Source organism: Actinoplanes sp. 13, assembly GCF_056134165.1.
Genome location: NZ_JBVYOQ010000001.1, coordinates 267953 through 292843 on the forward strand (window position 1 = coordinate 267953; position 24891 = coordinate 292843).

22 protein-coding genes are annotated in these 24891 nt (G+C 72.6%); 12 read left to right on the forward strand and 10 right to left on the reverse strand.

Features of this window, described 5'->3' with window-relative positions:
* Positions 1-65 precede the first annotated feature (65 nt).
* The 5 genes from AC0NH5_RS01145 to AC0NH5_RS01165 form a co-directional block, all read right to left on the reverse strand.
* Entirely contained in the window at positions 66-1037 is a 972-nt protein-coding gene (locus AC0NH5_RS01145) for a hypothetical protein (RefSeq protein ID WP_474398810.1), read from the reverse strand.
* A complete protein-coding gene (locus AC0NH5_RS01150; RefSeq protein WP_474398813.1) occupies positions 1034-3592 on the reverse strand; it encodes an AAA family ATPase in 2559 nt (852 codons plus the stop codon). Before AC0NH5_RS01150 ends, AC0NH5_RS01145 begins: the two co-directional genes overlap by 4 nt.
* Complete coding sequence (locus tag AC0NH5_RS01155; protein WP_474398815.1) at positions 3589-4740, reverse strand: exonuclease SbcCD subunit D; 1152 nt, start codon at positions 4738-4740, stop codon at positions 3589-3591. Before AC0NH5_RS01155 ends, AC0NH5_RS01150 begins: the two co-directional genes overlap by 4 nt.
* Positions 4741-4761: 21 nt before the next feature.
* Positions 4762-6546, reverse strand: a complete 1785-nt coding sequence (locus AC0NH5_RS01160) for an ATP-binding protein (RefSeq protein WP_474400301.1) — start codon at positions 6544-6546, stop codon at positions 4762-4764.
* A 156-nt stretch (positions 6547-6702) separates the two neighbouring features.
* Complete coding sequence (locus AC0NH5_RS01165; RefSeq protein ID WP_474398818.1) at positions 6703-7410, reverse strand: pyrimidine reductase family protein; 708 nt, start codon at positions 7408-7410, stop codon at positions 6703-6705.
* 404 nt (positions 7411-7814) lie between these two features.
* Between AC0NH5_RS01165 and AC0NH5_RS01170 the strand changes: the two genes are divergently transcribed.
* Together AC0NH5_RS01170 and AC0NH5_RS01175 are read left to right on the forward strand one after the other, a co-directional pair.
* On the forward strand, positions 7815-8504 hold the full coding sequence (locus AC0NH5_RS01170; RefSeq protein WP_474398820.1) for an ACT domain-containing protein: 690 nt from the start codon (positions 7815-7817) through the stop codon (positions 8502-8504).
* Positions 8505-8603: 99 nt separating this feature from the next.
* Positions 8604-9635, forward strand: coding sequence for a GNAT family N-acetyltransferase (locus tag AC0NH5_RS01175; protein WP_474398823.1), 1032 nt, complete (start codon positions 8604-8606; stop codon positions 9633-9635).
* A gap of 78 nt (positions 9636-9713) precedes the next feature.
* On the opposite strand, the gene bsaP is transcribed toward AC0NH5_RS01175, so the two are convergent.
* Both bsaP and bioB read right to left on the reverse strand, forming a co-directional pair.
* Complete coding sequence (gene bsaP, locus AC0NH5_RS01180; protein WP_474400302.1) at positions 9714-9896, reverse strand: biotin synthase auxiliary protein BsaP; 183 nt, start codon at positions 9894-9896, stop codon at positions 9714-9716.
* A gap of 68 nt (positions 9897-9964) precedes the next feature.
* On the reverse strand, positions 9965-10960 hold the full coding sequence (gene bioB, locus AC0NH5_RS01185; protein WP_474398826.1) for a biotin synthase BioB: 996 nt from the start codon (positions 10958-10960) through the stop codon (positions 9965-9967).
* Between the two features lie 84 nt (positions 10961-11044).
* On the opposite strand from bioB, the gene AC0NH5_RS01190 reads away from it, so the two are divergent.
* From AC0NH5_RS01190 to AC0NH5_RS01205, 4 genes are all read left to right on the forward strand, one after another.
* On the forward strand, positions 11045-12178 hold the full coding sequence (locus AC0NH5_RS01190; RefSeq protein WP_474398828.1) for an 8-amino-7-oxononanoate synthase: 1134 nt from the start codon (positions 11045-11047) through the stop codon (positions 12176-12178).
* 338 nt (positions 12179-12516) lie between these two features.
* Entirely contained in the window at positions 12517-13281 is a 765-nt protein-coding gene (gene bioD, locus AC0NH5_RS01195; RefSeq protein ID WP_474400303.1) for a dethiobiotin synthase, read from the forward strand.
* 98 nt (positions 13282-13379) lie between these two features.
* Complete coding sequence (locus AC0NH5_RS01200) at positions 13380-14135, forward strand: ROK family protein (protein WP_474398831.1); 756 nt, start codon at positions 13380-13382, stop codon at positions 14133-14135.
* Positions 14135-14857 (forward strand): HAD family hydrolase, encoded by a 723-nt coding sequence (locus tag AC0NH5_RS01205; RefSeq protein WP_474398833.1) that lies wholly within the window; start codon positions 14135-14137, stop codon positions 14855-14857. The genes AC0NH5_RS01200 and AC0NH5_RS01205 overlap by 1 nt, the downstream gene beginning before the upstream one ends.
* A gap of 245 nt (positions 14858-15102) precedes the next feature.
* Here AC0NH5_RS01205 and AC0NH5_RS01210 read toward each other — a convergent pair whose 3' ends face one another.
* A complete protein-coding gene (locus AC0NH5_RS01210; protein WP_474398836.1) occupies positions 15103-15738 on the reverse strand; it encodes a class I SAM-dependent methyltransferase in 636 nt (211 codons plus the stop codon).
* An 88-nt stretch (positions 15739-15826) separates the two neighbouring features.
* Between AC0NH5_RS01210 and AC0NH5_RS01215 the strand changes: the two genes are divergently transcribed.
* A complete protein-coding gene (locus AC0NH5_RS01215) occupies positions 15827-18856 on the forward strand; it encodes a putative bifunctional diguanylate cyclase/phosphodiesterase (RefSeq protein WP_474398839.1) in 3030 nt (1009 codons plus the stop codon).
* A 174-nt stretch (positions 18857-19030) separates the two neighbouring features.
* On the opposite strand, the gene AC0NH5_RS01220 is transcribed toward AC0NH5_RS01215, so the two are convergent.
* The gene (locus AC0NH5_RS01220) at positions 19031-19579 is read right to left on the reverse strand and encodes a hypothetical protein (RefSeq protein WP_474398841.1); all 549 of its coding nucleotides are present in this window, start codon (positions 19577-19579) and stop codon (positions 19031-19033) included.
* A gap of 357 nt (positions 19580-19936) precedes the next feature.
* Here AC0NH5_RS01220 and AC0NH5_RS01225 point away from each other — a divergent pair, with 357 nt between their 5' ends.
* The 5 genes from AC0NH5_RS01225 (at position 19937) to AC0NH5_RS01245 (ending at position 23920) form a co-directional block, all read left to right on the forward strand.
* Positions 19937-20284: a histone-like nucleoid-structuring protein Lsr2 gene (locus AC0NH5_RS01225; protein ID WP_474398844.1), complete on the forward strand. Its 348-nt coding sequence runs from the start codon at positions 19937-19939 to the stop codon at positions 20282-20284.
* A 201-nt stretch (positions 20285-20485) separates the two neighbouring features.
* On the forward strand, positions 20486-21229 hold the full coding sequence (locus tag AC0NH5_RS01230) for an SDR family NAD(P)-dependent oxidoreductase (RefSeq protein ID WP_474398846.1): 744 nt from the start codon (positions 20486-20488) through the stop codon (positions 21227-21229).
* 327 nt (positions 21230-21556) lie between these two features.
* The gene (locus AC0NH5_RS01235) at positions 21557-22633 is read left to right on the forward strand and encodes an NAD-dependent epimerase/dehydratase family protein (protein ID WP_474398848.1); all 1077 of its coding nucleotides are present in this window, start codon (positions 21557-21559) and stop codon (positions 22631-22633) included.
* Between the two features lie 199 nt (positions 22634-22832).
* On the forward strand, positions 22833-23555 hold the full coding sequence (locus AC0NH5_RS01240; RefSeq protein WP_474398851.1) for a HipA family kinase: 723 nt from the start codon (positions 22833-22835) through the stop codon (positions 23553-23555).
* Positions 23555-23920, forward strand: coding sequence for a DUF3037 domain-containing protein (locus AC0NH5_RS01245; protein ID WP_474400304.1), 366 nt, complete (start codon positions 23555-23557; stop codon positions 23918-23920). The genes AC0NH5_RS01240 and AC0NH5_RS01245 overlap by 1 nt, the downstream gene beginning before the upstream one ends.
* A 30-nt stretch (positions 23921-23950) precedes the next feature.
* Here AC0NH5_RS01245 and AC0NH5_RS01250 read toward each other — a convergent pair whose 3' ends face one another.
* On the reverse strand, positions 23951-24886 hold the full coding sequence (locus AC0NH5_RS01250; RefSeq protein ID WP_474398853.1) for a transglutaminase-like domain-containing protein: 936 nt from the start codon (positions 24884-24886) through the stop codon (positions 23951-23953).
* Positions 24887-24891 lie beyond the last annotated feature (5 nt).

Below are 24891 nucleotides of genomic sequence, written 5' to 3' on the forward strand. Positions count from 1 at the left end.
GATGGGCGCATTCCGGCGTCACCCGTCCGGGAGCGCTCCCATTCCTGCTCGTCTTAGTGATCGTTTCATCGGCGCGATTGTGCGGTGGCCAGGGCGAGCGCCCGGTGCAGCACCCGGGCGTCGCCGAGCATGCCGCGCAGGCGCCGCTCCAGCCCCGCGATCGGCACCAGATTCTGCGGGGCGCGCGGATCCTTGTACGCCGAGGATGCGAACCGGGGCAGTGTCACCCCGGAGATCTCGGCCAACTCGATCGCCTGATCCGCGGTGAGGTCCGGTGAGCACTCCACCCGCACCACGCCGGACCACGGCGCGCCGGACGAGCCGGGTAAGCGCAGATACCACGACCAGCCGCCCCAGACCGTCCCGAGATGGAACACCGGGGTCCGCTGACCCGGCCGCAGCCGCGGCACCACCGCCTCCTGCGCGGCCGGCAGATATTGCTTCTGCTGGGTCTTCACGTACCCGATCGTGCGGGGCAGCTGCCGCCGGTTGCGCAGCGGACCGTCCACGATCAGCAGGTCCGCGCCGTCCGACCCGCCGTCCCGGGCGGCCGCCGAGATCTCGATCTCCAGCGCGGTCAGCGGGCCCTGCACCGCGGCCGGCAGCTTGCTGGCCTCACCGCTGCCGCTGATCCGGTGCACCTCGTAACGCACCGAGCCGGCCTGCACATCGGTCGCCGTCGGGCTGGCCGTGAACAGACCGCGGGCGACCCGCGCGCCGGCCAGCTCGGCCACCCCGCGGGCCAGGTCGCAGCGGACCACACCGGCCGCGTACGACGCGGCCAGCCCGGCGTAGGACGTGCCGTCCTCCTCGGCCGTCCACAGCCCGGCGTCGTTGCGCCGCACGCCGTCGACCAGGAACACCACATCGGGGGTGCGGGCCGTGCGGGAGACGTCGATCGGGGCCCACTCCGCGGCCGGCACCTCGACCTCGACGTCGACCTGCGCGCTGCTGGAGGCGGTGGGCCCGTCCGAGGACGCGCCCTCGAAGGAGGAGCCGTACGACGGATCCCACGAGTCGACGAACATCCTCGTCACAGACCGGTCCTTTCCACGTACGCGGTACGCGCGTCCTTGTGCACCTCGAACCGGACCGGCACCCGTTCGGCCAGCGCCTGCACGTGGGTGACCAGGCCGACCATGCGGTCCCCGCGGGCCGCCAGGTTCTCCAGGGTGGCCGCGACCACGTCCAGCGTCGCCGCGTCCAGCGTGCCGAAGCCCTCGTCCAGCACGATCGACTCCAGGCTGGCGGCCGTGGTGCTCATGCCGGCCAGCTGTTCGGAGAGCGCGAGCGCCAGCGCCAGCGACGCCTGGAACGTCTCGCCGCCGGAGAGGGTCCGCACCCCGCGCCGCAGGCCGGCGTCGTGGTGGTCGACGACGAAGAACTCGCCCTTGGTGTGCATCAGCTCGTACTGCCCGCCGGTCAGCTCCCGCAGGATCCGGGACGCGCCGTCCACCAGCAGGTCGAGGGCCTCCTCCAGGAGCCAGCGCTCGAAGTTGTTGGCCCGCAGGTGCCCGGCCAGCGATTTCGCCACCCGGCTCTGCTGCAGCAGGGCGTCACGCTGCTCGGCCGAGGCGAGAGCCTGCTGCCGGCGCTCGACCATCCGCTGCCACGCCGCCTCGGCCCGCTCGGCGGCGACCGCGGCGGCCCGGATCAGGCCGGACTCCACGCCGGCGGCCGAGACGGCCCGCTCCGCGGCACGCGACGCCGAGACCTCGGCCGGGTCCAGGCCCGGCGCGGGACCGCCGGGCGGGGTCAGCCCGGCCTCGACGAAGAGGCCGGCGATCCCGGTGTAGGCGCGCACGGTGGCCTCGTGCGCGGTGGCCACCGCCGCCTCGGCCTCGGCGCGGGCGGCCAGCCGGGCGCGGTGCCGCTCCTGCGCCCAGCCCACCAGGGTCTGCCAGGCGGCGGCCAGGTCGTCCCGGTCGGCGGACGGCGGCTCGAACCGGGCCACGCCGTCGCGGACCGCGTCGAACTTGCGCCAGGCGGTCCGCTGCTGGTCCTCGGCCGCACGGACGGCGGCCTGCGCGCGGCGCTGACCGTCCCGGGCGGCGCGCACCCTCGCGGTGGCGCTCTCCAGCTTGCGCTGCAGCTCACCCAGATCGGCCAGCCGCGCCTGCACCGCCTCCACCGGCGGCAGCGAGGCGACCGCGGCCCGCACCTCGGCGAGCCGGGACAGATGGTGCTCGTACTGCCCGCGCTTGCGCTCCAGATCGCTCTCCAGGTTGCGGGCCACCGCGTCCCGCTCACGCCAGCGGGCGGTCGCCGCCTCGGCCGCCGCCTTCGCCGCGTTGCCGGCCTGCTCGGCCAGCCGGACCGCCGACTCCTTCGGCACCTCCGGGACGGCCGTGACCGGCTGCTCACACACCGGGCAGGGCTGGCCCGCGACCAGATGCCCGCGCAGGGCCGTGGCGCGGTCACGCTGCTGAGCGTCCCGGTAGTCCTGGCGCGCCTGCTCCAGCAGCTGCTGCGCGCCGGTGTGCTCGCCCAGGGCCAGCTCGGCGGAGGCCAGGGCGTCGCGGTACTCCACCTCGGCGACCGAGACCTTGCCGGCGAACCACTCCTCCTGCTCGACCAGGCGGCTCAGCTCGGTGTGCCGGTCCAGCATCACCCGCAACGATCCGGCGTCGCCGGCCGCGGCCAGCTCGCCGCGCACCTTCTCCTCGGCCTCCTCGGCCGCGTGCACCTCGTCCGCGGCGCGGTCGGCGGTCACCCTCGCGGCGGCGACCGCGCCGGTCGCCTCGGACAACCCCGCGGGGGTACGCACGGACGCCAGCAGAGTCAGCTCCGCGTCGACCGTCTCGCGCTCGCCGAGCGCCACCGTCTCCGCCTCCCGGGCGTCCCGCAGGCCCGGCACCGCCGCCTCGACGGCCCGGGTCAACTCCCGCATCCGCTCCAGCTGCGCCCCGGCCGCATCGACCGCCTCCTCGGTGGCGTCCTCCAGCGCCTCCAGCTGCTGCTCGACCACACCGAGCTTGGCCTCCGCGGCGCGGCCCCGCTCGGTCGCCTTGACCTGAACCTCCTCGTAGATGTGCAGGCCGAGCAGATTGACCAGGATCTGCTGACGGGTGGCCGGTTTGGCGTGCAGGAAGTCGGCGAACTGCCCCTGCGGCAGCACCACACAGCTGGTGAACTGCTCGTAGGGCAGGCCGACGGCGTCCAGCACGGCCTGGTCCATCTCGGCCGGCGTGCCGGCCATCGCCTCGCCCAGGTCGGCCAGGTCCATGCCGGTGTCGAGTTTCGTGACGTCGAAACCGGACGGCATCAGCTGCAGGCCGGCACCGGCGGTCTTCACGTTGCCCCGGCCGTCGCGGCGGATCACGCGGGTGGCGACGTACCGGTCGCCGGCGGACTCGAAGCAGAGCCGCACCCGGGCCTCGGTGGCCGACGGGGCCAGCGCGTTGACGATCCCCCGGGAGCCACCCCACCGGGGCACCGTGCCGTAGAGGGCGAAACAGATGGCGTCCAGCACCGTCGACTTGCCCGAGCCGGTCGGGCCGACCAGCACGAAGTAGTCGGCGTCGGTGAAGTCCACGGTGGTCGGCTCGCGAAACACCGTGAACCCGGACATGTCGAGCCTCAGCGGCCTCATTGGTTGCTGCTCACCTCGTCGTACAGCTCGTCGAAGAGCTCGCGCACGCCCTCCTCGGCGTTGCCACGGCTGTCCAGGTAGTCACCGAAGAGCTCGCGCGGGGACCGGCCGGCCCGCTCGGCGGCCCGCTCCCCCGTGCGGTCCGGCAGCATGTCGGGGTCGATGCGCACCTCCAACGCGTTCGGCAACAGCTCCTGCACGTCCTCGCGGAGGCCCGGCCGGGGCGTCTCCCGCACCAGGACACGCAGCCAGGCGTCCGGAAGGTTCACCTTGGCCAGCTGCTCCAGGGTGCCGCGCACGGTGCGCAGGGTCAGCGCCGAGGTCACCGGGACGTCACGAACCCGGGCCGCCTGGTCGGCGGCGACATCGACGATCGCCACCGAGCTGACGTTCTCCTCCTCGCCGAAGTCGACGGCGAGCGGACTACCGCTGTACCTGGTCGGGCAGGGGGCGATCACCTGCTGGGCGCGGTGCAGGTGGCCGAGCGCCACGTAGTGCGCGTTCGGCGGGAAGACGGTGGCGGGCACCGCGTAACCCATGATGGTGTGCGCCTCGCGCTCGCCGCCGCCGGTGCTCGCGCCCACGATCGTGAGGTGGGCGCTGACCAGGTTGACCACACCGGGCTCGGCGAACGGCTCGCTCAGCTTGGCGATCAGCCGGGCGACCAGGTCCGCGTACGTCTGGTTGGCCTCGGCGGCGGTCAGGTCGTACATCTCCGCGGCGCGGATCGCGTAACGCTGGGAGAGGAACGGCAGGCCGACCAGCCGCCAGCGCTCCCCGGCCTCGGTGGTCCCCTCGATCAGCAGATCGTTGAGATTCTCCCGGTACGACCCGCGCAGCTCGATGCCGGCCGCGTCGGCCCACGGCCGCAGCGCGTCCAGCGCCTGCCCGTTGTCGTGGTTGCCGCCGATCGCCACCACCCGCGCGCCGGTCTGCCGCAACGCCGAGAGTGCCCGGGTGACCAGGCGCGTCGCGTCCGCGGCGGGCGCCGCGGTGTCGTAGAGGTCACCGGCGACGATGACCAGGTCGGGGCGCTCGGCGCGGGCGATCTCGACCACCTGGGCGAGCACCTTGATGTGCTCGTCGTGCCGGTTGCGGCCCTTGAGGACCTTGCCGACGTGCCAGTCGGACGTGTGCAGGATGCGCATCGCGAAACCTTAGAGGAAGGGTCAGAACGGGATGTCGTCGTCCGAGCCGCCGCCGCTGCCGACCACGGCGAACGGGTCGGCGCCCTGCACGATCGACCGCAACGTCTCGGCAGGTGGCGGCCCCGACTCCGACTTGCGGGTGGCCCAGGCCGGGAACGGGAACTCGACACAGAGCGGGACCGGGATGTCCGGCTGGTTGACGAACATCGTGCCGGGCCGCGCGAGCAGGGCGCGCTGCCGCATCGCCGGGGGGAGGAAGCCGTATTCCGGGCGGGAGGCCTCGGCCGGGTCGAGCCGGCCGACCACCCGGATCGCCGAGTTGGTGACGATCCGCCGCTCCACCTCGCTGGCTGTCTGCTGCGCGCCGATCAGGATCACGCCGAGCGAGCGGCCCCGCTCGGCGATGTCGAGCAACACCTCCTTGATCGGCGAGGAGCCCTCGCGGGGCGCGTATTTGTTGAGCTCGTCGAGGACCACGAAGAGCAGCGGGCGGCCGGTGCCGGACTTCTCCTTCTCCTCGAACTCGGTCTTCAGCGTCACACCGACCACGAAGCGCTGTGCCCGGTCCGGCAGGTTGTGCAGGTCCACCACGGTGACCTGGGCGCTGGCCGCGGTCTTGATCTGGTGCGGGCGGCGCGACGCCAGGTCGCCGCGGATCAGCCGGGACAGGTCGCGCTTGCTGCCGATCAGCCGCCGGGCGAACGCGTTGACGGTGCCCATGTTGACCGCGCTGCCGGCCCACGTCGACCGGGTCTCGTCGTCGGTGAGCTGCTCGACGACGTGGTCCACCAGGTCCTGGTAGGAGCCGATCCGGCGGCCGTCGATGCTGATCCCGCCGTCGGCCGGCACGGCGTGCCGGTGCAGATGGGCGGTGACCGAGTGCACCACCATCGTGTACTGCTGGCGCTCGTCGTCGGCGTCGGCGAAGACGTAGGGCAGCAGCTTGCTGTCGCAGAACTCGGCGAGGGTCCAGTAGAACGAGTCGACCCCGGTGAGCCGGCTGCTCACGTCGGGCGCACCGGAGGAGTCGCCGGCCCTGGGCGGCGCGTAGACCCGCACGTCCGGGAAGGGCGCGGCGGGCAGGCCGAGATGCGCGTACGCCGCGCGGGTCTTGTCGTCGAGCTTGGTGTTCGGGTGGTCGAGGAAGAGCAGGTCCTCGCCCTTCACGTTGAAGATCAGCGCCCGGGCGTTGGCGCCGTCGGCCCCCAGCTGCCCGGACCGGAACACCGAATAGAGCAGGAACGTCGCGAAGCTGGTCTTGGTGGCCACGCCGGAGATGCCGGAGATGGAGACGTGCGCGCCGCGGGTGCCGTCCAGGAAGTCGGCGTTGAGGAAGACCGGGACCCCGTCGCGGCCGGTGCCCATCGGGACCCGCCGCTCCATCCGGTCGAAGTGCAGCGCCGCGTCGCGGGCGTCGCCGGTCGCCCGGTGCACGACCGCGCCGGGCGCGGGCGGCACATAGAGCTCCGGGTCGACCCGGGTGGTGGTGATCTCGGCCGCCTCCTGGACCATCGCGGGCAGCGTGCCGTCGGCGATGGCGAACACGTCCGAGTCGAACTGGGCGCCCTCGTGCCGGGCGCGCACCTGGGTCACCACGCCGGCGATCGTCACCGGCTCGCGGTCCGGCAGGTCGCGCTTGGTCACCACGACGTCGTCGAGCTGCAGGTAGTTGCCCGGCGTCACGGCCGTCCAGAACTGCAACGGGGTGGCGTCCGCTGTTCCCAGCACCCGCCCGACGGGGTCCCCCGGGTCGGCATCCGGTTTTCCGCCGCGGGGGAACACAGTTTCGTCAGACACGCCGATCATGTTGCCCCAGGAGTACGACAAAATGCTCCTCGGAGGGGTTGTCCACAACTTCTGGGGGTCATCCACAGAGTTATGCACAAGATCTTGATCACATCGAGGAGGCTCGCCGGGCGGTCACGTGCCTCGCGCGTACCGTCACGCGCCGCGCGCCTGCCGTCACGTGCTTCGCGCGTACCGCAGGAAAAGCATGTCCTCGTGGGTGAGCACGTGCCGCAGTGACATCCGGCGCGCCTGCGCCGGCGGCCCCTGCGCGATCCGCCCGGCCGGACCGCCCACCAGCAGCGGGGCGACCGTCAGGCACAGCTCATCCACCAGATCCGCCGCGACCAGCGCGCCGAGCAGGCTGGGGCCGCCCTCGCAGAGCAGCTGGGTGGCGCCGCGCCCGTGCAGGAAGCGCACCGCCGCGGCAAGATCCACCTCGTTCCCCCCGAACCGGACGACCTCGGCGGTCCTCGCAAGCGGGGCGGCCGGTTCGGACCCGCCGTGGGTCACCACGATCGGGGGAATCGGGGCGTCCGAGAAGACCAGCTGCCCCGGGTCGAGGTCGAGCGAGCCCGAGACGATCACCATGAGCGGGAACTCCGGCAGGCCGTTCGCGACCCGCCAGGCGCGGGCCCGGTCGGTCAGGCGCAGCGCGTCGTAGTTCTCGGCGCGGACCGTGCCGGCGGCCACGATCAGCGCGTCGCAGGTCATCCGCAGCGTGTCGAAGACGTCCTTGTCGCCGGGGCCCTGAAGGCCGGCGGAGAGACCGTCGACGGTGACCGCGCCGTCCGCGCTGGCGATGAAGTTCACCCGCAGGGTGGGCCGCCCGGTCCGCGGGTAGAGCTCGAGCAGCGGCGCGGGCCAGGTGTGCAGATCGGTCACGGCCCGGCCGGACCGGTCACCGGCGGGAGCGGCTTGAGCTCGCGGTGCTGGCAGTCGCACCACGAGCCGCCCCGGCAGTGGTCGTGCCGGCGCTCGCGGCACGCCTCACAGATCATGCCCCGACCCTAGCGGCATCCCGGTCCGGTCCCGGCGACTTGACCACCCACCGTGGTTGCCCGGGGTGCGCAGCGCGCCCGAAATCCCCACAGTGCCCCGACCACCGTGGTGTGCCTTGGCCCTCAACCGGGGGCAAACCGGCGGCAGGCTCGGGCGGCTTTGGGATTTCGGGCATATGGCGACAGCTTGACCGCCGGGACACGACCGTGCAACGGGTCCGAAACCCCGGTTGGGCAGGGTGTTGGATCAGGACGGCGGCACCGGCCGTCCGCGACGGGAGGAGTCACATGTTGCTGCGGGTACGAGTCACCCTGCCGGACCGTCCCGGTGCGCTGGGACAGGTCGCCCGGACCCTCGGGGTGGCCGGCGCCGACATCGTCCAGGTCGTGGTGCTGGAACGTCTCGGCGGCCGGGCCGTCGACGACTTCACCGTGGTCTGGCCCGGCGCCTCCCGCGTCGAACGGCTCCTCGCCGGGCTGGCCGCCATCCCCGGCGTGCAGGTGGACGGGGTGTGGAAGGCGATCGGGGCCCCGGTCAACGGCGGCCACGACGCCGAGCTGCTCGCCCAGGTCGCCGCCAACCCGATGGACGGCCTGGCCACCCTGGTCGACGCGGTGCCCGGCCTGCTGGCCGCGGACTGGGCCGCTGCCGCGGTGGTCCCCGCCGACTGGGCCGCGCGCAGCGGCGGTGAGCCTCAGGTGATCTATGCCAGCTGGCGTGCCCCGTCGCCGCTGCGGCTGCCCGAGGTGACGCCGCTGCGGGCCCGCCCGATGATCGACCCGCAGGGCGCGCGGTACGCGGTGGCCCCGTTCGGCCGCGCCGGCCTCGTGCTGCTGGTCGCGCGCACGGACGAGGACGACCTGCCGGCCGCCGCGTTCCACGTGACCGAGGTGGACCGGGTCGCGCAGCTGGTCCGGGCCGCCGCCGTGATCCTCGGTGACCGGCTGGACAAGGTCTCCGAACCCGAGCCGGTGTGATCCGCCTGACCGTGTGTCCTGCCTGACAGAAAGTCATTTCGGCAATCACCGGTTAACAACCACGGGTCACTCTTGGGTGAACAGAAGGGGGTGCCCGGAATGGCGTTGTGGCGGGTCAGGGCGACGGTCGAGGACCGGCCCGGCTACCTCTCGGTGCTGACCGCGAGCTTGGCGCTGCGATCGGTGAACATCCTCGCGGTCCAGGTGCACACCACCGAGGACGGCGCGGTCGACGACTTCCTGGTCGACGCGCCCGACACGATGACCGAGGGCGACCTGCTCGCCGCGGTGACCAAGGGCCGGGGACGGGACGCGTTCGTGGCCCGCGCCGAGGCGGAGGGGCTCGCCGATCAGCCGACCCGGGTGCTGGCGCTGGCCGGCCGCCTGGTGCACGAGCCGGACACGCTCGCCGAGGCACTGAAGTCCCTGCTCGACGCCACCGAGGTGCGCTGGCACCCGGCGGCCGCCACCGACCTGCCCGGGTTCCACGGCGGCCGGATGGTGGTGGCCGACCCGTCCGGCGGGTCCTACGAGGTGCTGCGGGCCCTGCCCGCGTTCGCCCCGGCGGAGTTCGCGCGGGCCCAGGCCCTGGTCGAGATCGCCGGCACGGTGCAGCGGCAGCACCGCGAGCAGGTGAGCATGCTGCTGCCGGACGGGACGGAGCTGGTGCTGCGGCCGGCCGGGCAGGACGACGCCCAGGCCGTACACGAAATGCTCGAAGACTGCTCGGCAGAGACCTTGCGCCGCCGTTACCCGGCCGGCGCCGTGCCGGACGAGGCGCGGCTGCGCCGGCTGCTGGAGCCGGCCGGTGGGCTCACCCTGCTGGCCGTCGCCCCCGGTGGCCGCGTGGTTGCGATGGCCAGCCTGGTCGCCGAGGGTGACCTCGGCGAGGCGACCGTGCTGGTGGAGGACACCTGGCAGCGGCGCGGTCTGGGCACCGCCCTGCTGCGCCGGCTGCACGCGGCCGCCGAGCGCACCGGGCTGGCCGCGGTGACCGCGCACACCGGCGCCGAGAACGTGGCGATGCTGCGGACGCTGCGCCGCCTCGGCGTGGAGTCCTTCGAGCGGGACGGCGCGATGGTCAGCGCGACCCTGCCGGTGGGCAAGGAGACTCCGGCCACCTCCGGGTGACGGTGAGAGGGGTGACGGTGGGCACCGGTTCGGGCCCGCCGTCACCCAAGGGTCTCCCCGCTCGACACAGCAACCGGCTCAGCTGTGCGCGACGGTCTCCCCGTGTTCGACGCAGGCGGCCCGCCAGCCGGTCGGGACCACCTGCACCTTCATCCGGCGCCGGCAGTGCGGGCAGAACCGCGGCGGCTCCAGCTCCCGCGCGGCGGCGCAGGCGGTGTGGTCACCTTCGGCGCTCGGCTGCCCGCACCGGTCGCAGAACATCAGAACGTCGCCTCGCAGCACATCAGCACATCGCCTCGCAGAACATCAGCACATCGCCTCGCAGCACGTCAGAACGTCGCGGAGAGGGACTTAACCGGCATCTTCAGGTCGGCGAGCAGCTCCAGGTCGGCGTTCGCAGGGCGGCCCAGCGTGGTCAGGTAATTGCCGACGATCACCGCGTTGATGCCACCCAGCAGGCCCTCGCGGGTGCCCAGGTCGCCCAGCGTGATCTCCCGGCCGCCCGCGTACCGCAGGATGGTCCGCGGCATCGCCAGCCGGAAGGCGGCGATGGCGCGCAACGCGTCCCGGCCCTCCACCACCGGGCGGTCGCCCAGCGGGGTGCCCGGCCGCGGGTTGAGGAAGTTCAGCGGGACCTCGTGCGGGTCCAACTCGGCGAGCTGGGCGGCGAACTCGGCGCGCTGTTCCAGCGACTCCCCCAGGCCGAGGATGCCGCCGCAGCAGACCTCCATGCCGGAGTCGCGCACCATCTTCAGCGTGCTCCAGCGCTCCTCGAAGGAGTGCGTGGTCACCACGTTCGGGAAGTAGGACCGGCAGGTCTCGAGATTGTGGTTGTACCGGTGCACACCCATCTCGACCAGCTCGTCGACCTGTTCCTGGGTCAGCATGCCGAGACTCGCGGCGACCTGGATGTCGACCGCTTCCTTGATCGCCTTGACGCCGGCCCGCATCTGGTCCATCAGCCGCTGGTCCGGCCCGCGGACGGCGGCCACGATGCAGAACTCGGTCGCGCCGGTGGCCGCGGTCTGCCGGGCCGCCTCCACGAGAGAGGGAATGTCCAGCCAGACCGCACGCACCGGGGAGGCGAACAGGCCGGACTGCGAGCAGAAGTGGCAGTCCTCCGGACATCCACCGGTCTTCAGCGAGACGATGCCCTCGACCTCGACCTCCGGGCCGCACCACTTCATCCGCACATCGTGGGCGAGCTGCAACAATTCCGGAAGGTGCTCGTCGGGCAGGCGCAGGACCTCGAGGATGTCGGCCTCGTCCAGTCCCTTGCCGTCGTCGAGGACCCGGGTTCGGGCCCGGTCGAGGATCTCTGGCATGCCCGTACCCTACAGAGTTCCCGGGCCGGTAGGACTGTCGGCGGCAGGTGATAGTTTCCCCTTCTCGTGATCTATGGGGGTGTCTTGACGGACTGGTTGGAGGCGCTCGATCGCCTGGCCCGCGACCGGGCCAAGGCGGGGCTCACCCGTCAGTTGCGGCCGCGGGCGGCCGCCGACACCGTCGTCGATCTGGCCGGCAACGACTACCTCGGCCTGGCCGGCCATCCCCGGGTGGTGACCGCGGCAAGGCAGGCCCTCGAGGCGTACGGGCTGGGCGCCACCGGTTCCCGCCTGGTCCGCGGGTCGACCGACGCGCACACCGACCTCGAGGACGCGCTGGCCGACTGGCTCGGCGCCGCCGGTGCGCTGCTGTTCTCCTCCGGATATCTGGCCAACCTGGCCGTCGTCCGGGGCGTCGCCGCCGTCTGCGACCTGATCGTGTCGGACGCGTTCAACCACGCCTCGCTGATCGACGGCTGCCGCGGCTCCGGCCTCCCGGTGACCGTCGCGCCGCACAACGACCCGGCCGCCGTCGCCGCGATTCTGGACGCCCGGCCGGGGCGGGCCGCCGTGATCACCGAGTCGGTCTTCTCGGTGGACGGTGACGCGGCCCCGCTCGCCGAGCTCTACCAGGTCACCTCGGCCCGGGGCGCGCTGCTGATCGTCGACGACGCGCATGCGCTCGGCCTGCTCGGGCCGTCCGGCGCGGGCGGAGTGGCCGCCGCCGGGCTGAGCGGCCGGCCCGACGTGATCGTGACCGCGACGCTCTCCAAGTCGCTGGGCGGGGCGGGCGGCGTGGTGGCCGGTCCCGCGCCGTTCGTCCGGCATCTCGTCGAGACCGGCCGCAGCTTCATCTACGACACCGCGCCGCCTCCGGCCGTCATCGCCGGCGTGCGCGCCGCGGTGGACGTGGCCCGCTCGGCCGACGACCGGCGCGCGGTGCTGTTCCGGCGCGGCGCCGAGGTCGTCGCCCGGCTGCGGTCCGCCGGGCTCGCCGTGCGCGAGCCCGCCGCGGGCGTGCTCTCCGTCCCGGCACCGGGTCCGGAGGCGGCACTGGCCTGGGCCGCCGACTGCCGGGACCGCGACGTCGCGGTGGGCTGCTTCCGGCCACCCTCGACGCCGGACGGCAGCTCGCGCCTGCGGCTGACCTTGAACGCGGGTGTGCCCGCGACGGACTTCGACCGGGCCCTGAACGTGATCGTGGAGTGCGCGCCATGACCTCCGACCCTCCCTCGGTTTCCTACTACGCCGGCATCTCGACGGCCCCGCCTCCCCGGCGGGCCGACGGCCGTGGTCACGGCCTGCCGCTCGGTCCGCCACCGCCGCGGCCGGCCGGCACCGACCCGCTGCGCGGGCGCGGCAGCCGCATACCGGCGGTCGACTTTCCGCTGCCCACCGGGCCGGAGGGCACCGCTCCGCCGGTCGAGCCGGGGCCCGAGCCGCCGCTCGATCCGCCTCTGCCGCCGGCCACCGAGCCGGCTCCGTCCCCCGCGGCCGCGCCTCTCACCCCGGCCGACGTCGACGGCGAGGCCCTGGCCGCCGAGATCGACACCGAGCTGGCCGCTCAGGCCGCCCCCGCACCGAGCCGCCCCGAGCCGCACGAGTGGCACGGGATCGTCCTGGTCACCGGCACCGACACCGAGGTCGGCAAGACCATCGCCACCGCCGCGATGGCGGCCGCCGCCCAGAGCGCGGGCCTCCGTGTCGCCGTGATCAAACCCGGTCAGACGGGCACGATCACCGGCGTGCCCACCGACGCCGAGGTGATCACCCGGCTGGCCGGTCCCGCGACGGTCCGCACGCTCGCGGAATACCCCGAGCCCCTGGCCCCGCTGGCCGCCGCGAAAGTCGCCGAGCTGCCCCCGCTCGACCTGTTCGACGTGGTCGACGCGATCCGGGCCGAGGCCGAGAAACACGACCTCGTGCTGGTCGAGGGCGCCGGCGGGCTGCTGGTGCCGATGGGCGTGCGGCCTTCCGGCGAAGCGTGGACGTTCGCCGACCTGGCCACCACGCTCGGCGCCAACATGATCGTGGTGGCCCGGGCCGGGCTGGGCACGCTCAACCACACCGCGCTGACGCTGGAGGCACTCAACCGCCGCGGGGTGCCGGCCCGGGTGATCCTCGGCGCCTGGCCGGCCGAGCCCGAGCTGGTGCACTGGGCGAACCTCAGCGAACTCGTCCCGCACCTGGTCGGCGCCCTGCCGGCCGGCGCCGGCTCGATGGACCCGGGTGTGTTCCGCCGGTCGGCGCCGGGCTGGCTGACGCCCGCGCTGCACGGCGTCCTGGACAACTGGCGGGTCTGGGCGGAAGAGGCGGGCTGACCGGAACAGCCCACCCCGCGAGGCCGCGGAGCGGCGCGCTGACGGGACACCCGGCACAATTACTGTGCCGGGAGGTGGTCCCCATGCAGACTGGCGGCGTGGCTTTCACCCTGACGATCGATTGCGGCGGCGGCGGCATCAAGGGCTCGGTGCTCGACGAGGCGGGCACGATGCGGGCGCAGCCGATCCGGGTGCCGACACCGTACCCGCTCCCGCCCGACCTCTTCGTCAAGACTCTGGTGAACCTCGGTGAACAGCTGCCGAACGCCGACCGGGTCACCGTCGGGATGCCCGGCATGATCCGGCACGGCGTCGTGGTCGCCACCCCGCACTACGTGACCCGCAGCGGCCCACGCACCAAGGTCGACCCGGAGCTGGTCGAGGCGTGGCGGGGCTTCGACGCCCGCACCGCGCTGGCCGAGGCGTTCGGCCTGCCGACCCTGGTGCTCAACGACGCCGAGGTGCACGGCGCCGGCGTGGTCGCCGGCACCGGCTGCGAGCTGGTGCTGACCTTGGGGACGGGACTGGGCTGCGCGCTCTTCGACGGCGGCGAGCTGGCCCCGCACCTGGAGATGTCACAGGCCCCGGTGCGCTGGGGGATGTCCTACGACACCTACATCGGCGAGCACGAGCGCCGCCGCCTCGGCGACGCGCTCTGGTCGCGCCGGGTCCGCAACGTCATCGAGGGCCTGCGCCCGGTCTTCCTCTGGGACCGGGTCTATCTCGGCGGCGGCAACTCCCGGCTGATCACGCCGGCGCAGCTGGCCCGGATGGGCGACGACGTCGTCGTGGTGCCGAACACCGCGGGCATCGTCGGCGGCGTGCGCGCCTGGACGCTGGGCCAGGTCCGCTGATGCTGTCCCGGCCCGAGGCCGTGCTCCTGGACTTCGGCGGCGTGCTCGCCGACGCGCCCTTCCGCGCCGACCCGCCCGAGCTGGTGCTGCGCCTCTACAACCTGACGCGGGGCGGGCTGCAGCCCGGCCGGATCCAGCGTTCGCTGATCGACGGCGCCGCCGCGTACGCCCGCTGGCGCGACGAGGACTGGCCCGACGAGTTGCCGCAGACCGACGTCTGGGAACGCTTCGTGATCGCCGAATGGCCGCCGCTGGCCCAGGCCCTGGTGCGGCCCGCGATCCCCCGGCTCAGCTACGACTGGGCCTGGCGGGACGGCTGGGCGCTGCGCCCCGGCATCCGCGAGGCGCTGACCGATTTCGCCACGGCCGGGATCAAGCTCGCGGTGGTCAGCAACACCCTGTGCGGCGCCGCGCACCGCGACTTCCTGGCCCGGGCCGGTGTCGGGGACGTCTTCATGGCGCAGATCTACAGCGACGAGGCCGGTGTCCGCAAACCCAACCCACAGATGATCTGGTCGGCCACCGATACGCTCGGCGTCCCGCCCAGGAGCTGCTGGTTCGTCGGCGACAGCCGCCGCCGGGACGTCCTCTGCGCCCGGCGCGCGGACGTCGGCGGCGCGATCCTGATGCCGTCCGGCCGGCGGGACGCGGGAGACGCCTCCGCATGGCCGGAACCGGACATCGTCGTCGAGGACGGTCACGGTCTCCGCGCCTTGCTCTGAGCGACATTTATCGTACGACCAATGCCATGTCCCGAAGATCGCGCCGGACGGCCAGGCGTCCCCGAACGGCCGTCCTCCGCCGCCGGCTCATGCACCCGTGTGTGAAGTAACGGCTCGATTCGCACCCCGACTTCACACACCAGCCGCACCCCACCCCGCGTGTGAAGTAACGGCTCGATCCGCAGCCCACCCCGTGTGTGAAGTTGCGGCTCGATTCGCACCTCAACTTCACACGCGGGTGGGGGTCAGCGGCGGGCGGTGATCTGGAGGACTCTGGTGCGGCGGACCGGGACGCTTTCGAGCTCCTCGGAGACCGGGACGTCGTAGACGGCGCGTTCGATAAGGCCGTCCGGCAGGTACGCCCGGCCGGGGTCGCCGACCAGCACGAGCGAACCCCGTCCGGCCGCCCGTTGCAGGAACGGCAGCACCCGGCCGGCCATCTCCCGGCTGTAGAAGACGTCACCGGCCAGCACCACGCCGTACTTCTCGTCGCTGTCGAGCAGGTCCGCCTCGACTGTCCGGACCCGTACCCCGTTGGCCTCGGCATTGGCCGCCGCCGCGGCAAGCGAGTAAGGGTCGATGTCGTTCGCGACGACCGGCGCCGCGCCGGCGCGGGCCGCCGCGACCGCGACCAGACCGGATCCGGTGGCCAGGTCCAGCACGCTGCGCCCGGCGACCAGTTCGGGGTCGTCCAGCACGTGCCGGGCCAGCGCCTGCCCGCCGGCCCAGGCGAACGCCCAGAACGGCGGCGGCTGCGGCGTGCCGGACGCCTCGGTGGCCTCCCAGAGGGCGATCGGCTCGGCGGCCTGGTTCAGCAGGATCTCCGGGACGAAGGGCACGGGCGCCAAGGCCGTGTGGGCGCGGACGAAGTCGAGAGGCACCACCCGATTGTGCCGCTTTCGCTCAGATCAGCGGCTGCCGGGCCGATCAGGCCGACATCGGGTACCTCGGGAGGGAGCAGGAGCGCCGATGCCGACACGGTGGCCCGCCGCCCTCTTCGGCGCCTTGATGGCGGTGCTCACCGTGGTCGTGGCGTGGGAGCCGGCCCTCGAGATTCCGCTGCGCCTGCTGGCCGGCGTCACCGCCGTCGCGGTGGTGGCCGCCGGCATCCGGCGCAGCCGGCCCGACGACGTACGCCCCTGGTGGCTGCTCGCGGCCGCGGTCGCCCTCTCGGCGATCGGTGGCAGCGCCGCGGACGCGCCCTCGTGGATCACCAACTGGCTGACCTGGCTGGAGCCGGCCGGCACCACGGTGCTGCTGCTCGCGTACCCGGTGCTGGCCGTCGCCCTGGCCGGTTTCGTGCGGCGCCGCACCAACTCGGTGCGCGACTGGCCGGGCCTGTTCGACGCGCTCACGGTCACCGCCGGCGCGGCGCTGCTGACCTGGACGTTCGTGATCGGGCCACGGATGGACGGCGAGGCCGCCGAGGGCTGGATCGGCATCGCCCTGCCGGTCGCCGACCTGCTCTGTCTGGGCCTGCTGATCCGGCTGGCCACCCTGCCGGGACGGCTCGTGGCACCCGGGCACCTGCTCGGCGCCGGGGTCTTCGCGATGCTGGTCGCCGACGTGTTCGGCGCCTCGGCCCTCGGCCACCTGGCGATCTACACCGCCGCCGGGCTGGCCGCGCTGATCCCCTCGATGGCCGAGCTGACCAGCCCCTCCGAGGTGCCGCCGGCCGAGGCCAGCCGGGGCCGGCTCGCGCTGCTCGCGGTGGCCGCGCTGGTCGCTCCCACCGTGCTGGTGGCGAAGATGTTCCGGGACGGCCAGGGCGCCGGCCTGACCGGAGTGGCCGCGCTCAGCATGCTGATGATGTTGCTGGTGCTGGCCCGGATGGCCGGGATCATGACGAGTCACCGGCAGGCGATGGCCCGGGAGGCAGCACTGCGGGAGGCCTCGGCCGCACTGGTCTCGGCGGTGGACACCGAGGCCGTCGGTCTCGCGGTGCGCACCGCGGTGGCCCAGCTGCTGCCCGGCGACGTGCCGCACGGCGTGGTGCTCGCGATCGCGATCGCGCAGTCCGAGCCGCAGTCGCCGGAGGCCGCCGCGCAGGCCGCCGTGGACCGCGCCATCGGCACGGCGGCGCGGCTGGTCAGCACCCGGGACGTGGACTGGGCGGTGGCGGTCCGCCTGACCCAGTTCACCAAGACGCTGCGCTGCCCGATGGTGCTCAAGGACCGGCCGGGCGGCGACCCGCTGGTGGGCGTCCTGCACGTCGGCGCGCCCACCTGGGCGCTGCTCGAGCTGCAGCGCTCGGTGGAGGTCCTGGCCGGGCAGGTGGCGCTCGCACTGGAACGGATCGACCTCGGCCAGGAGGTGACCCGGCGCAACAGCGAGACCTATTTCCGGACGCTCATCCAGAACACCGCCGACGTCATCCTGATCATCGATGACGCCGACCGGATCCGGTACGCGAGCCCGTCCGCGCTGGGCGTGTTCGGCGGTGACCCGACCGGCGCGCTGCTGCCCGAGGTCCTCCACCCGGACGAGCGGACCCGGCTCGGGGAGGTGCTGCACGCGGTTCGCGGCGGCGACCAGTTGCAGCAGCAGCTGGACTTCCGGGCCCAGGGCAACCGAAGCACCGAGATCCTGCTCGAACTGCACTGCCGTGACCTGCGCACCGAACCCACGGTGGCCGGCCTGGTGATCACCATGCGCGACGTGACCGAGCCGCGCCGCCTCGAACGGGAGCTCACCCACCAGGCGTTCCACGACTCGATGACCGGCCTGGCCAACCGGGTGCTGTTCAACGACCGGCTCCGGCACGCCCTGGCCCGCAGCGCCCGGGACGGCTCGGTGGTCGGTGTGCTCTTCATCGACCTGGACGACTTCAAAATCGTCAACGACACGCTCGGGCACGCGGTCGGCGACCAGCTGCTGATCGCGGTCGCCGACCGCATCGCCGGGGCCCTGCGCGCCGACGACACCGCCGCCCGGCTCGGCGGCGACGAGTTCGCCGCCCTGGTGGAGAACGTCAACGACCCCGGCGCGGTCGAGGAGACCGCCAACCGGATCTTCACCGCGCTGGCCTCACCGATCACGACCGACGCGAAGCCGCTGTACGCCGCGGCCAGCATCGGCATCACCACCACCCCCGAGGCGAGCGACGCCGACGAGCTGCTCCGGCAGGCCGACCTGGCGCTCTACGTGGCGAAGGGCGCCGGTAAGAACCAGTGGCGGCGCTACCAGAAGCACCTGCACGACGAGATGGTCGCCCGGCTGGAGCTGCGGTCGGCGCTCGACCACGCGGTCAACGAGGGCCACTTCCTGCTGCACTACCAGCCGATCATGGACATGGCGGCCGGCCGGGCGGTGGGCTTCGAGGCGCTGGTCCGCTGGCACCACCCCCGCCAGGGCGTCATCACACCGGACCAGTTCATCGAGGTCGCCGAGGAGAGCGGCCTGATCGTCCCGATGGGCCGCTGGGTGCTGGAGGAGGCGCTGCGCACCGTCGCCGAGTGGCGCCGCATCCTCTCCCCGGGGCAGGCCCCGTACGTCAGCGTCAACGTCTCGGTCCGCCAGTTCCGCGAGTCCGGCTTCGTGGAGGTGGTCCGCGCGGCGCTGCAGCACACCGGGGTGCCGGCGCAGTCGCTGATGCTCGAAATCACCGAGACCATGCTGGTCAAGGACGACGAACGCATCTGGGGCGACCTCGCCACCCTGCGCGACATGGGCATCCGGATGGCGATCGACGACTTCGGAACGGGGTATTCGTCGCTCGGCTACCTCCGCCGGCGGCCGATCGACGTGGTGAAGATCGACAAGACGTTCATCGACGACATGACAACGGGCCAGCAGCCGTTGGCTCTGGTCAGTGGCATCGTCAGCCTGGCGCAGTCGCTGGGACTGACCGTGGTGGCGGAAGGGGTCGAGAGCCCCGCGCACCGCGAGCTGCTCGTGCAGATGGGGTGCCCGCTGGGGCAGGGCTTCCTGTTCTCCAGCCCGCTCGGGCCGACGGAGGCGCTGGCGTGGATGCGCGGCTCACAGCCGATCGCAGTCTGAGCGGGCGGGCAGACCGCATCGGCGTTCTGCCCGCCGTCTTCGCTCATCCCGGCTTTCCGCCTTTCTGACCCCCGGCGATCCACTCCCGCTTCCACCTTTCTGACCCCGGCGATCCACTCCCGCTTTCCGCCTTCGCTCGCCCGGGTCCGCCTTGCCGTACCCGGCCGTCCGGGCTCAGGCGTCGGGGCCCTGGCGGCGTAGCTCGTCGACACGCGTCATGGCGCCGCGCAGCTCACCGAGCCACTCCTCGGTGTGACGGCCGACCAGCTTGACGCACCAGGCCAGCGCCTCGGAACGGGACCGGGCCACACCGGCGTCGACCAGGGTGTCGAGCACCCGCCGCTCCGGTTGGCGCAGCCGCGTCATGACCGGTGCGGACAGATGGGTGAACAGCTCCGACGTGTCACCGCATCGGATCCCCCAGGCGACCTTGCGCTGATAACGGTGCTCGACCTGCCGGGCGACCCGGATCCGGGCGTCGCGGGTGTCCTCGCGGAACTGCGCGATCCGCCCGGCCTGCCCCGCGGCGTTGTCGGCCTCGGTCGCGTCGGCGGCCAGCTCGGGGCGGGGCAAGCGGCCCCAGATGATGATCTCGTCACGGTCGACGACGACCTCGGGCGGTTCGGTGAACCAGCCGTCGGGGACCGCTCCGGTCACCCAGGCAGCGGCGTCGTCGGCGACGGGCGGCTCGGTCCGCCCGGGCGGAGCAACTCGGATACGCATACCAACCTCCAGGTGCTTACGTGATTACATGCTTACACCCTTGCGCCACATGATCGGCAGGGCTGTTCACCGTGGGCGTAGCCGGGGGCGTCAGTGCCCGCGCTGCTTCGCCGGGCGGCGATTAGTTCTGCCCGCACGCTCTTAGCACCGGCCGGTGCTGCCTTGCATTCACGATCCTGAAAAGGTTCGCCCTGGTCGGCGGCCGGTTGACCGGCAATAATTTCGACATGCCCGAGGCGGCAATTTGCACTGGATACCACAGGCGCGACAGAATGAATGCGACGACGACCATTCGCGGCCGAGACTCGACGCGGGGCGCAACTGTCACCCTAATGACATCGCTGTAGGAGCGAACACATGGCCAAGCAGATAATTACTCTTCTCACCGACGACCTCGACGGCGGCGAAGCCGACCGCACCGTCGAATTCGGGCTGGACGGGGTGAACTACACCATCGACCTGTCCGAGAAAAACGCCGGCAAGCTGCGCAAGGCTCTGGAACCGTTCCTCTCCGCCGCCACCCGCCTGGGCCGCAACGGCAGTGCGCCGGCTGCCGCCCGCCGGGTCGCACCGGCCGCGACGAGCCGGTCCAGCCGCGATCAGAACCAGGCGATCCGCGAGTGGGCGAACAAGAACGGCCACACCGTTTCCGAGCGGGGCCGGATTCCCAGCCACGTCGTCGAGGCTTACCACAGCAAGCGATAATTCATCGCAAACGCGGGGGACGGCGCTGCCAGGCTCACCGGCAGCGCCGTTTGGCGTCACTGCGGCAATCAAGGACAGCGCCGCTCGGCGTCGATCACGGCGCCACTCGGCGTCGATCACGGCGCCACTCGGCGTCGATCACGGCGCCGTTCGGTGTCGCTCCGGCATCGAGGACGGCGCCGGCCGTCGAAGGGCAGGACCATGGCCGTCGTCATCGTGACCGGGGCATCCAGCGGGATCGGACGGGCCACCGCGATCCGGTTGGCCGCCAACGACTGGACCGTCATCCTCGCTGCCCGGCGGCGGGACGAGCTGGACGCGGTGGCCGACGAGATCACCGCTGCCGGCGGCACGGCTTTCGCGGTGCCCACCGACGTGACCGGGCCGGGCGCGGCGGACGAACTGGTCGGCCGGGCCCTGGAACTCGGTGGCCGGCTGGACGCCCTGGTCAACAACGCCGGGGTGGGCGGCGACTCCTCCGTGCTGGCCGAGGACGCCTTTGTGCGTACCGTCGTCGAGGTCAATCTTCTGGCGCCGATCCGCCTGATGCGCGCCGCCGTGCCGATTCTGCGTCGGCAGGGATCGGGTTCCATCGTGAACATCGGTTCGGTGGCCGGCGAGATCGGGATCGGCGGCGCCTACTCGGCGAGCAAGTTCGGGCTGCGGGGGATGACCGATTCCGTACGGCGGGAACTGGCCGGCACCGGAATCGGCGTGACGCTGATCGAACCCGGATACATCGCCACCGACCTCACCGCGCACCGCCGCGGATTACCGGGGCCGGAGATCGTCGCCGCCGCAGTGGAACGAGCGCTAATTCGCCCACGTCGCCGGGTTGTCGTTCCCGGGAAGTACCGGGCGGCGATCCTGCTCTCCAATGCTCTGCCGTTCATCACCGACCGCGTCTATGCGGGCCGCGCGGCACGAAAAAGCCCGGCCGAGTAATCCGGATCGCGTTCCCCCAACTGCTGTCCGTAGGCATTCCCTTGCGCTGCGAACTCACGTCTCTTTCATCGCCGGAGCGCGCTGACGCCAGAACGGTCGCGTTCCGTCTTTTCCTTCGGCGACGTCCCGTGCGGGCGGCCGCCACGAATATCTCATCGACCGAAACATCAACTCCGGCCGTAGCCGCTCCGGCGGAATCAGGCGTCGACAGAAATCATGCGGAGAGGTGGGTTGCCCGGCAGCCGTCCGGAGGGAAACGGATTGCCCAACCTGCGACAGCCGCTCCCCGATGCGGTTCAACCGCTTCCTGCCGGGTAGCGAAAACCCATGCGCCTTGTGATTGTGGGAGCCAGCGGCAACGCGGGCACCGCCCTGCTGCGCCGCCTCCGCACCGAGGCCGACATCGAGACCATCGGTGTCTCCCGGCGGAAGCCCGACCCGTCCGGCCCGTACGCCGACCTCCCCTGGCACTCGCTCGACATCGGCGACGACGACGCCGTGGAACGGCTGACCACCGTCTTCACCGGCGCTGACGCGGTCGTGAACCTGGCCTGGCAGATCCAGCCCAGCCACGACCAGCGCCGTCTTTACCGCACCAACGTGCTCGGCAGCCGGTCCGTCTTCCGCGCGGCGCTGAGCGCCGGCGTTCCCACGCTGGTCCACGCCTCCTCGGTCGGCGTTTACGCCCCTGGCCCGAAGTCGGCCTTCGTCAAGGAAACCTGGCTGCGGACCGGTGTGCCCGAATCCTCGTACAGCCGGCACAAAGCCCTCGTGGAGCGCATGCTCGACGAGATCGAGGCCGACCACCCCACGCTGCGTGTGGTCCGCCTGCGCCCGGGCCTGATCTTCCAGCGGGACGCCGGCACCGAGATCGGCCGCTACTTCGCCGGCCCGCTGCTGCCCGCCCGCCTGCTGCGCTTCGGCTGGATCCCGGTCCTGCCCGCCCACCCCGGACTGCGCATGCAGGCGGTGCACGCCGACGACGTGGCCGACGCATACCTGCGCACGCTCCGCGCCGACGTCCGAGGCGCTTTCAACATCGCCGCCGGCCCGGTCCTCGACCCGGAAGTGGTGGGTCGCGCCTTCCATGGCCTGCCCATTCCGGTCCCGGGCCTCGCCCTGGAGGGCGCCGCCGCACTCAGCTGGGCGCTCCGCCTCCAGCCGGTGGACCGTGGTTGGGTGCGCCTGGCGTTGAAGGCCCCGTTGATGAGCTGTGACCGTGCCGCTTCGGAGTTGGGCTGGCGCCCCCAGACCGACGCCGTCAGCGCTCTGCGCGAGCTGGTCGCCGGCATGGCCCGCCGGGCCCACACCACCAGCCCGCCCATGGCAGCCGACCCCACCATGCCGGGCCGTCTCGGCGGCCTCCTGCGCGGCCGCCTTCCTGGCACGGGAAACCCGTACTAGAACACGGGGACCTCGGCTGGAAACGGCCGCCGGTCCAGCGGAACACAAGCTCGCCGGAGCAAGAACCCGGCAGCGCACGAAACCCATCCGAGCCGCGAGCCCGGCGGGGACGCGAGCCCGGCGGGGCACGGCCCAAGGCTGATCCACTGTTGGCGGGGCGTACGCCGGGGGTGGGTGGCGCGGCCGTAGGGTGGGCGACGTGTTGCGTCAGGTCACGGCTATTCGCTATGTCACGCCGCTCCGGGAGGGCGGGTCTCTGCCGGGGGTGGTGGAGGCCGACGACCTCGGCACCTATGTGGTGAAGTTCCGCGGCGCGGGGCAGGGACCGCGGGCCCTCGTGGCCGAGGTGATCGCCGGGGAGCTGGCGCGGCGGCTCGGGCTGCCGGTGCCGGAGCTGACCCGCGTGGAGCTGGACCCGGTGGTGGCGCGCGCGGAACCGGACGAAGAGGTTCAAGAACTGATCAAGGCCAGCGCCGGCGGGAATCTGGGGATGGACTTCCTGCCGGGCGCGCTCGGGTACGACCCCAACGCCCACCCCGTCGAGGCGGGTCTGGCCAGCCGGGTGCTGGCGTTCGACGCGTTCGTGGAGAACGTCGACCGGAGCTGGCGCAACCCGAACCTGCTGATCTGGCACGGCGATCTCTGGCTGATCGATCATGGGGCGACCCTTTACTTCCATCACAACTGGGCTCGGGCGGCGAATGTGGTGCACCGGGCATACGGCTGGGACGACCATGTGCTGAAGCCTTACGCCACGGCACTGGCCGAGGAGGGCCCGGCGCTGGCCGGCCGGATCACCCCGGCCCTGCTCGACGAGGTGCTCGCGCTCGTACCGGACGAGTGGCTCGACGAGGGCGACCGCGACGCATACCTGAGCCACCTGTCGCAGCGAGCGGCTCAGCCGGAAGCGTGGCTGCCGTGATGGCCCCCTACGAGTACGCGATCATTCAGGCGGTCCCCCGGATCGAGCGCGGCGAGCTGATCAACGTTGGCGTGTTGCTGTATTCGCAGCGGCACGACTTCCTTGCCGCCCGCACGCACCTGGACGAGAACCGGCTGCGAGCGCTGGACCCGGCCGCCGACGTCCTGGCGATCCGGGCGGCCCTGGACTCGTGGTCGACGACCTGCGCGGGCGGCGGCGCCTCCGAACAGATGCGGCTCGGCGAGCGGTTCCGCTGGCTGGTCGCCCCACGGAGCACGGTGCTCCGGGCGGGGCCCGTCCACATGGGGCTCGCCGTGGACCCGGCGGCCGAGCTGGAGAGGCTCGTCGAGCTGCTCGTCCGCTGACCGAGGCTCGACCGACGCGGCGCAGCCGGCTCAGGCCATCGTCGCCGAGCGCCGGCGCAGATCGACCGCGAAGCTGACGCCGCGCGGGGAATGACAAGCGATGACGTCGCCCGGGTGCAGCAGGGGATCTTCGGCATAGCGGGCGGCCAGCTTGCCTTCCGCGGCCGAGTCGCCGGCGTCGGCAGCAAGCAGCAGGTCGGCCACCTCGTCGACGAGGGACAGCTCGTGGGCCTGCCAGGGCGGCAGATCGGCCCAGGCCTCCTCGATCGGGCGACCCACCCGACCGGCGTCGAGCTCGGCCGCATAGCCCCAGGAGTCCCAGAGAAGCAGCTCGTCGCCCATCCGGTGCGCGAGCTCGCTCAGAACCTGCCCGGCGATCATGTGGGAGCCACGGATCGGATGATCGCGACCGACCCCATAGGTCTCCGGGTCGTCGCCGCCACGCCGCCACGCCACCCAGGACTGCGCCGCGGTGCGCAGGCCGCCCGGCCCGAGCGGCACGTCGTTGACGTCCACGCCGACGTCGCCGGACGGGTCGAGCTGCGAGTCGAGGGCGATCCAGCGGGTGCCGTCGTGATGCTCCACCACGACGTGATCGCCGTGGAAGCCCGGCTCGAAGTAGTCGGCGAACCCCACCCGGCTGCGCGCCGCGATGCCCTTGGCGCGCAACGCTGAGACGGTGAGCAGCGTGAAATCCCGGCAGCAGCCCACCACCCGCTGGTCTTCCGGCCGGGGCGCGTCGAGCGGAACGGTGAATCGGGAGGCGTCGGCGTCGAGCATGCGGTCCACCCAGCGGGTGTCGATCTCGGCGAGCCGGCGCGGCGGGAAGTCGATCCCGGAGGCCCGGTAGTGGACCACGACGTTGCGCACCACCGCGGCGATGCCCGCCACGTCGTCCGGAAGCGCCTCGAGGGCGGCCCGATGATGGCGCGGGTCCGAGAAGGCGGTCTGTTGTGTGTAGTCCATCGGCT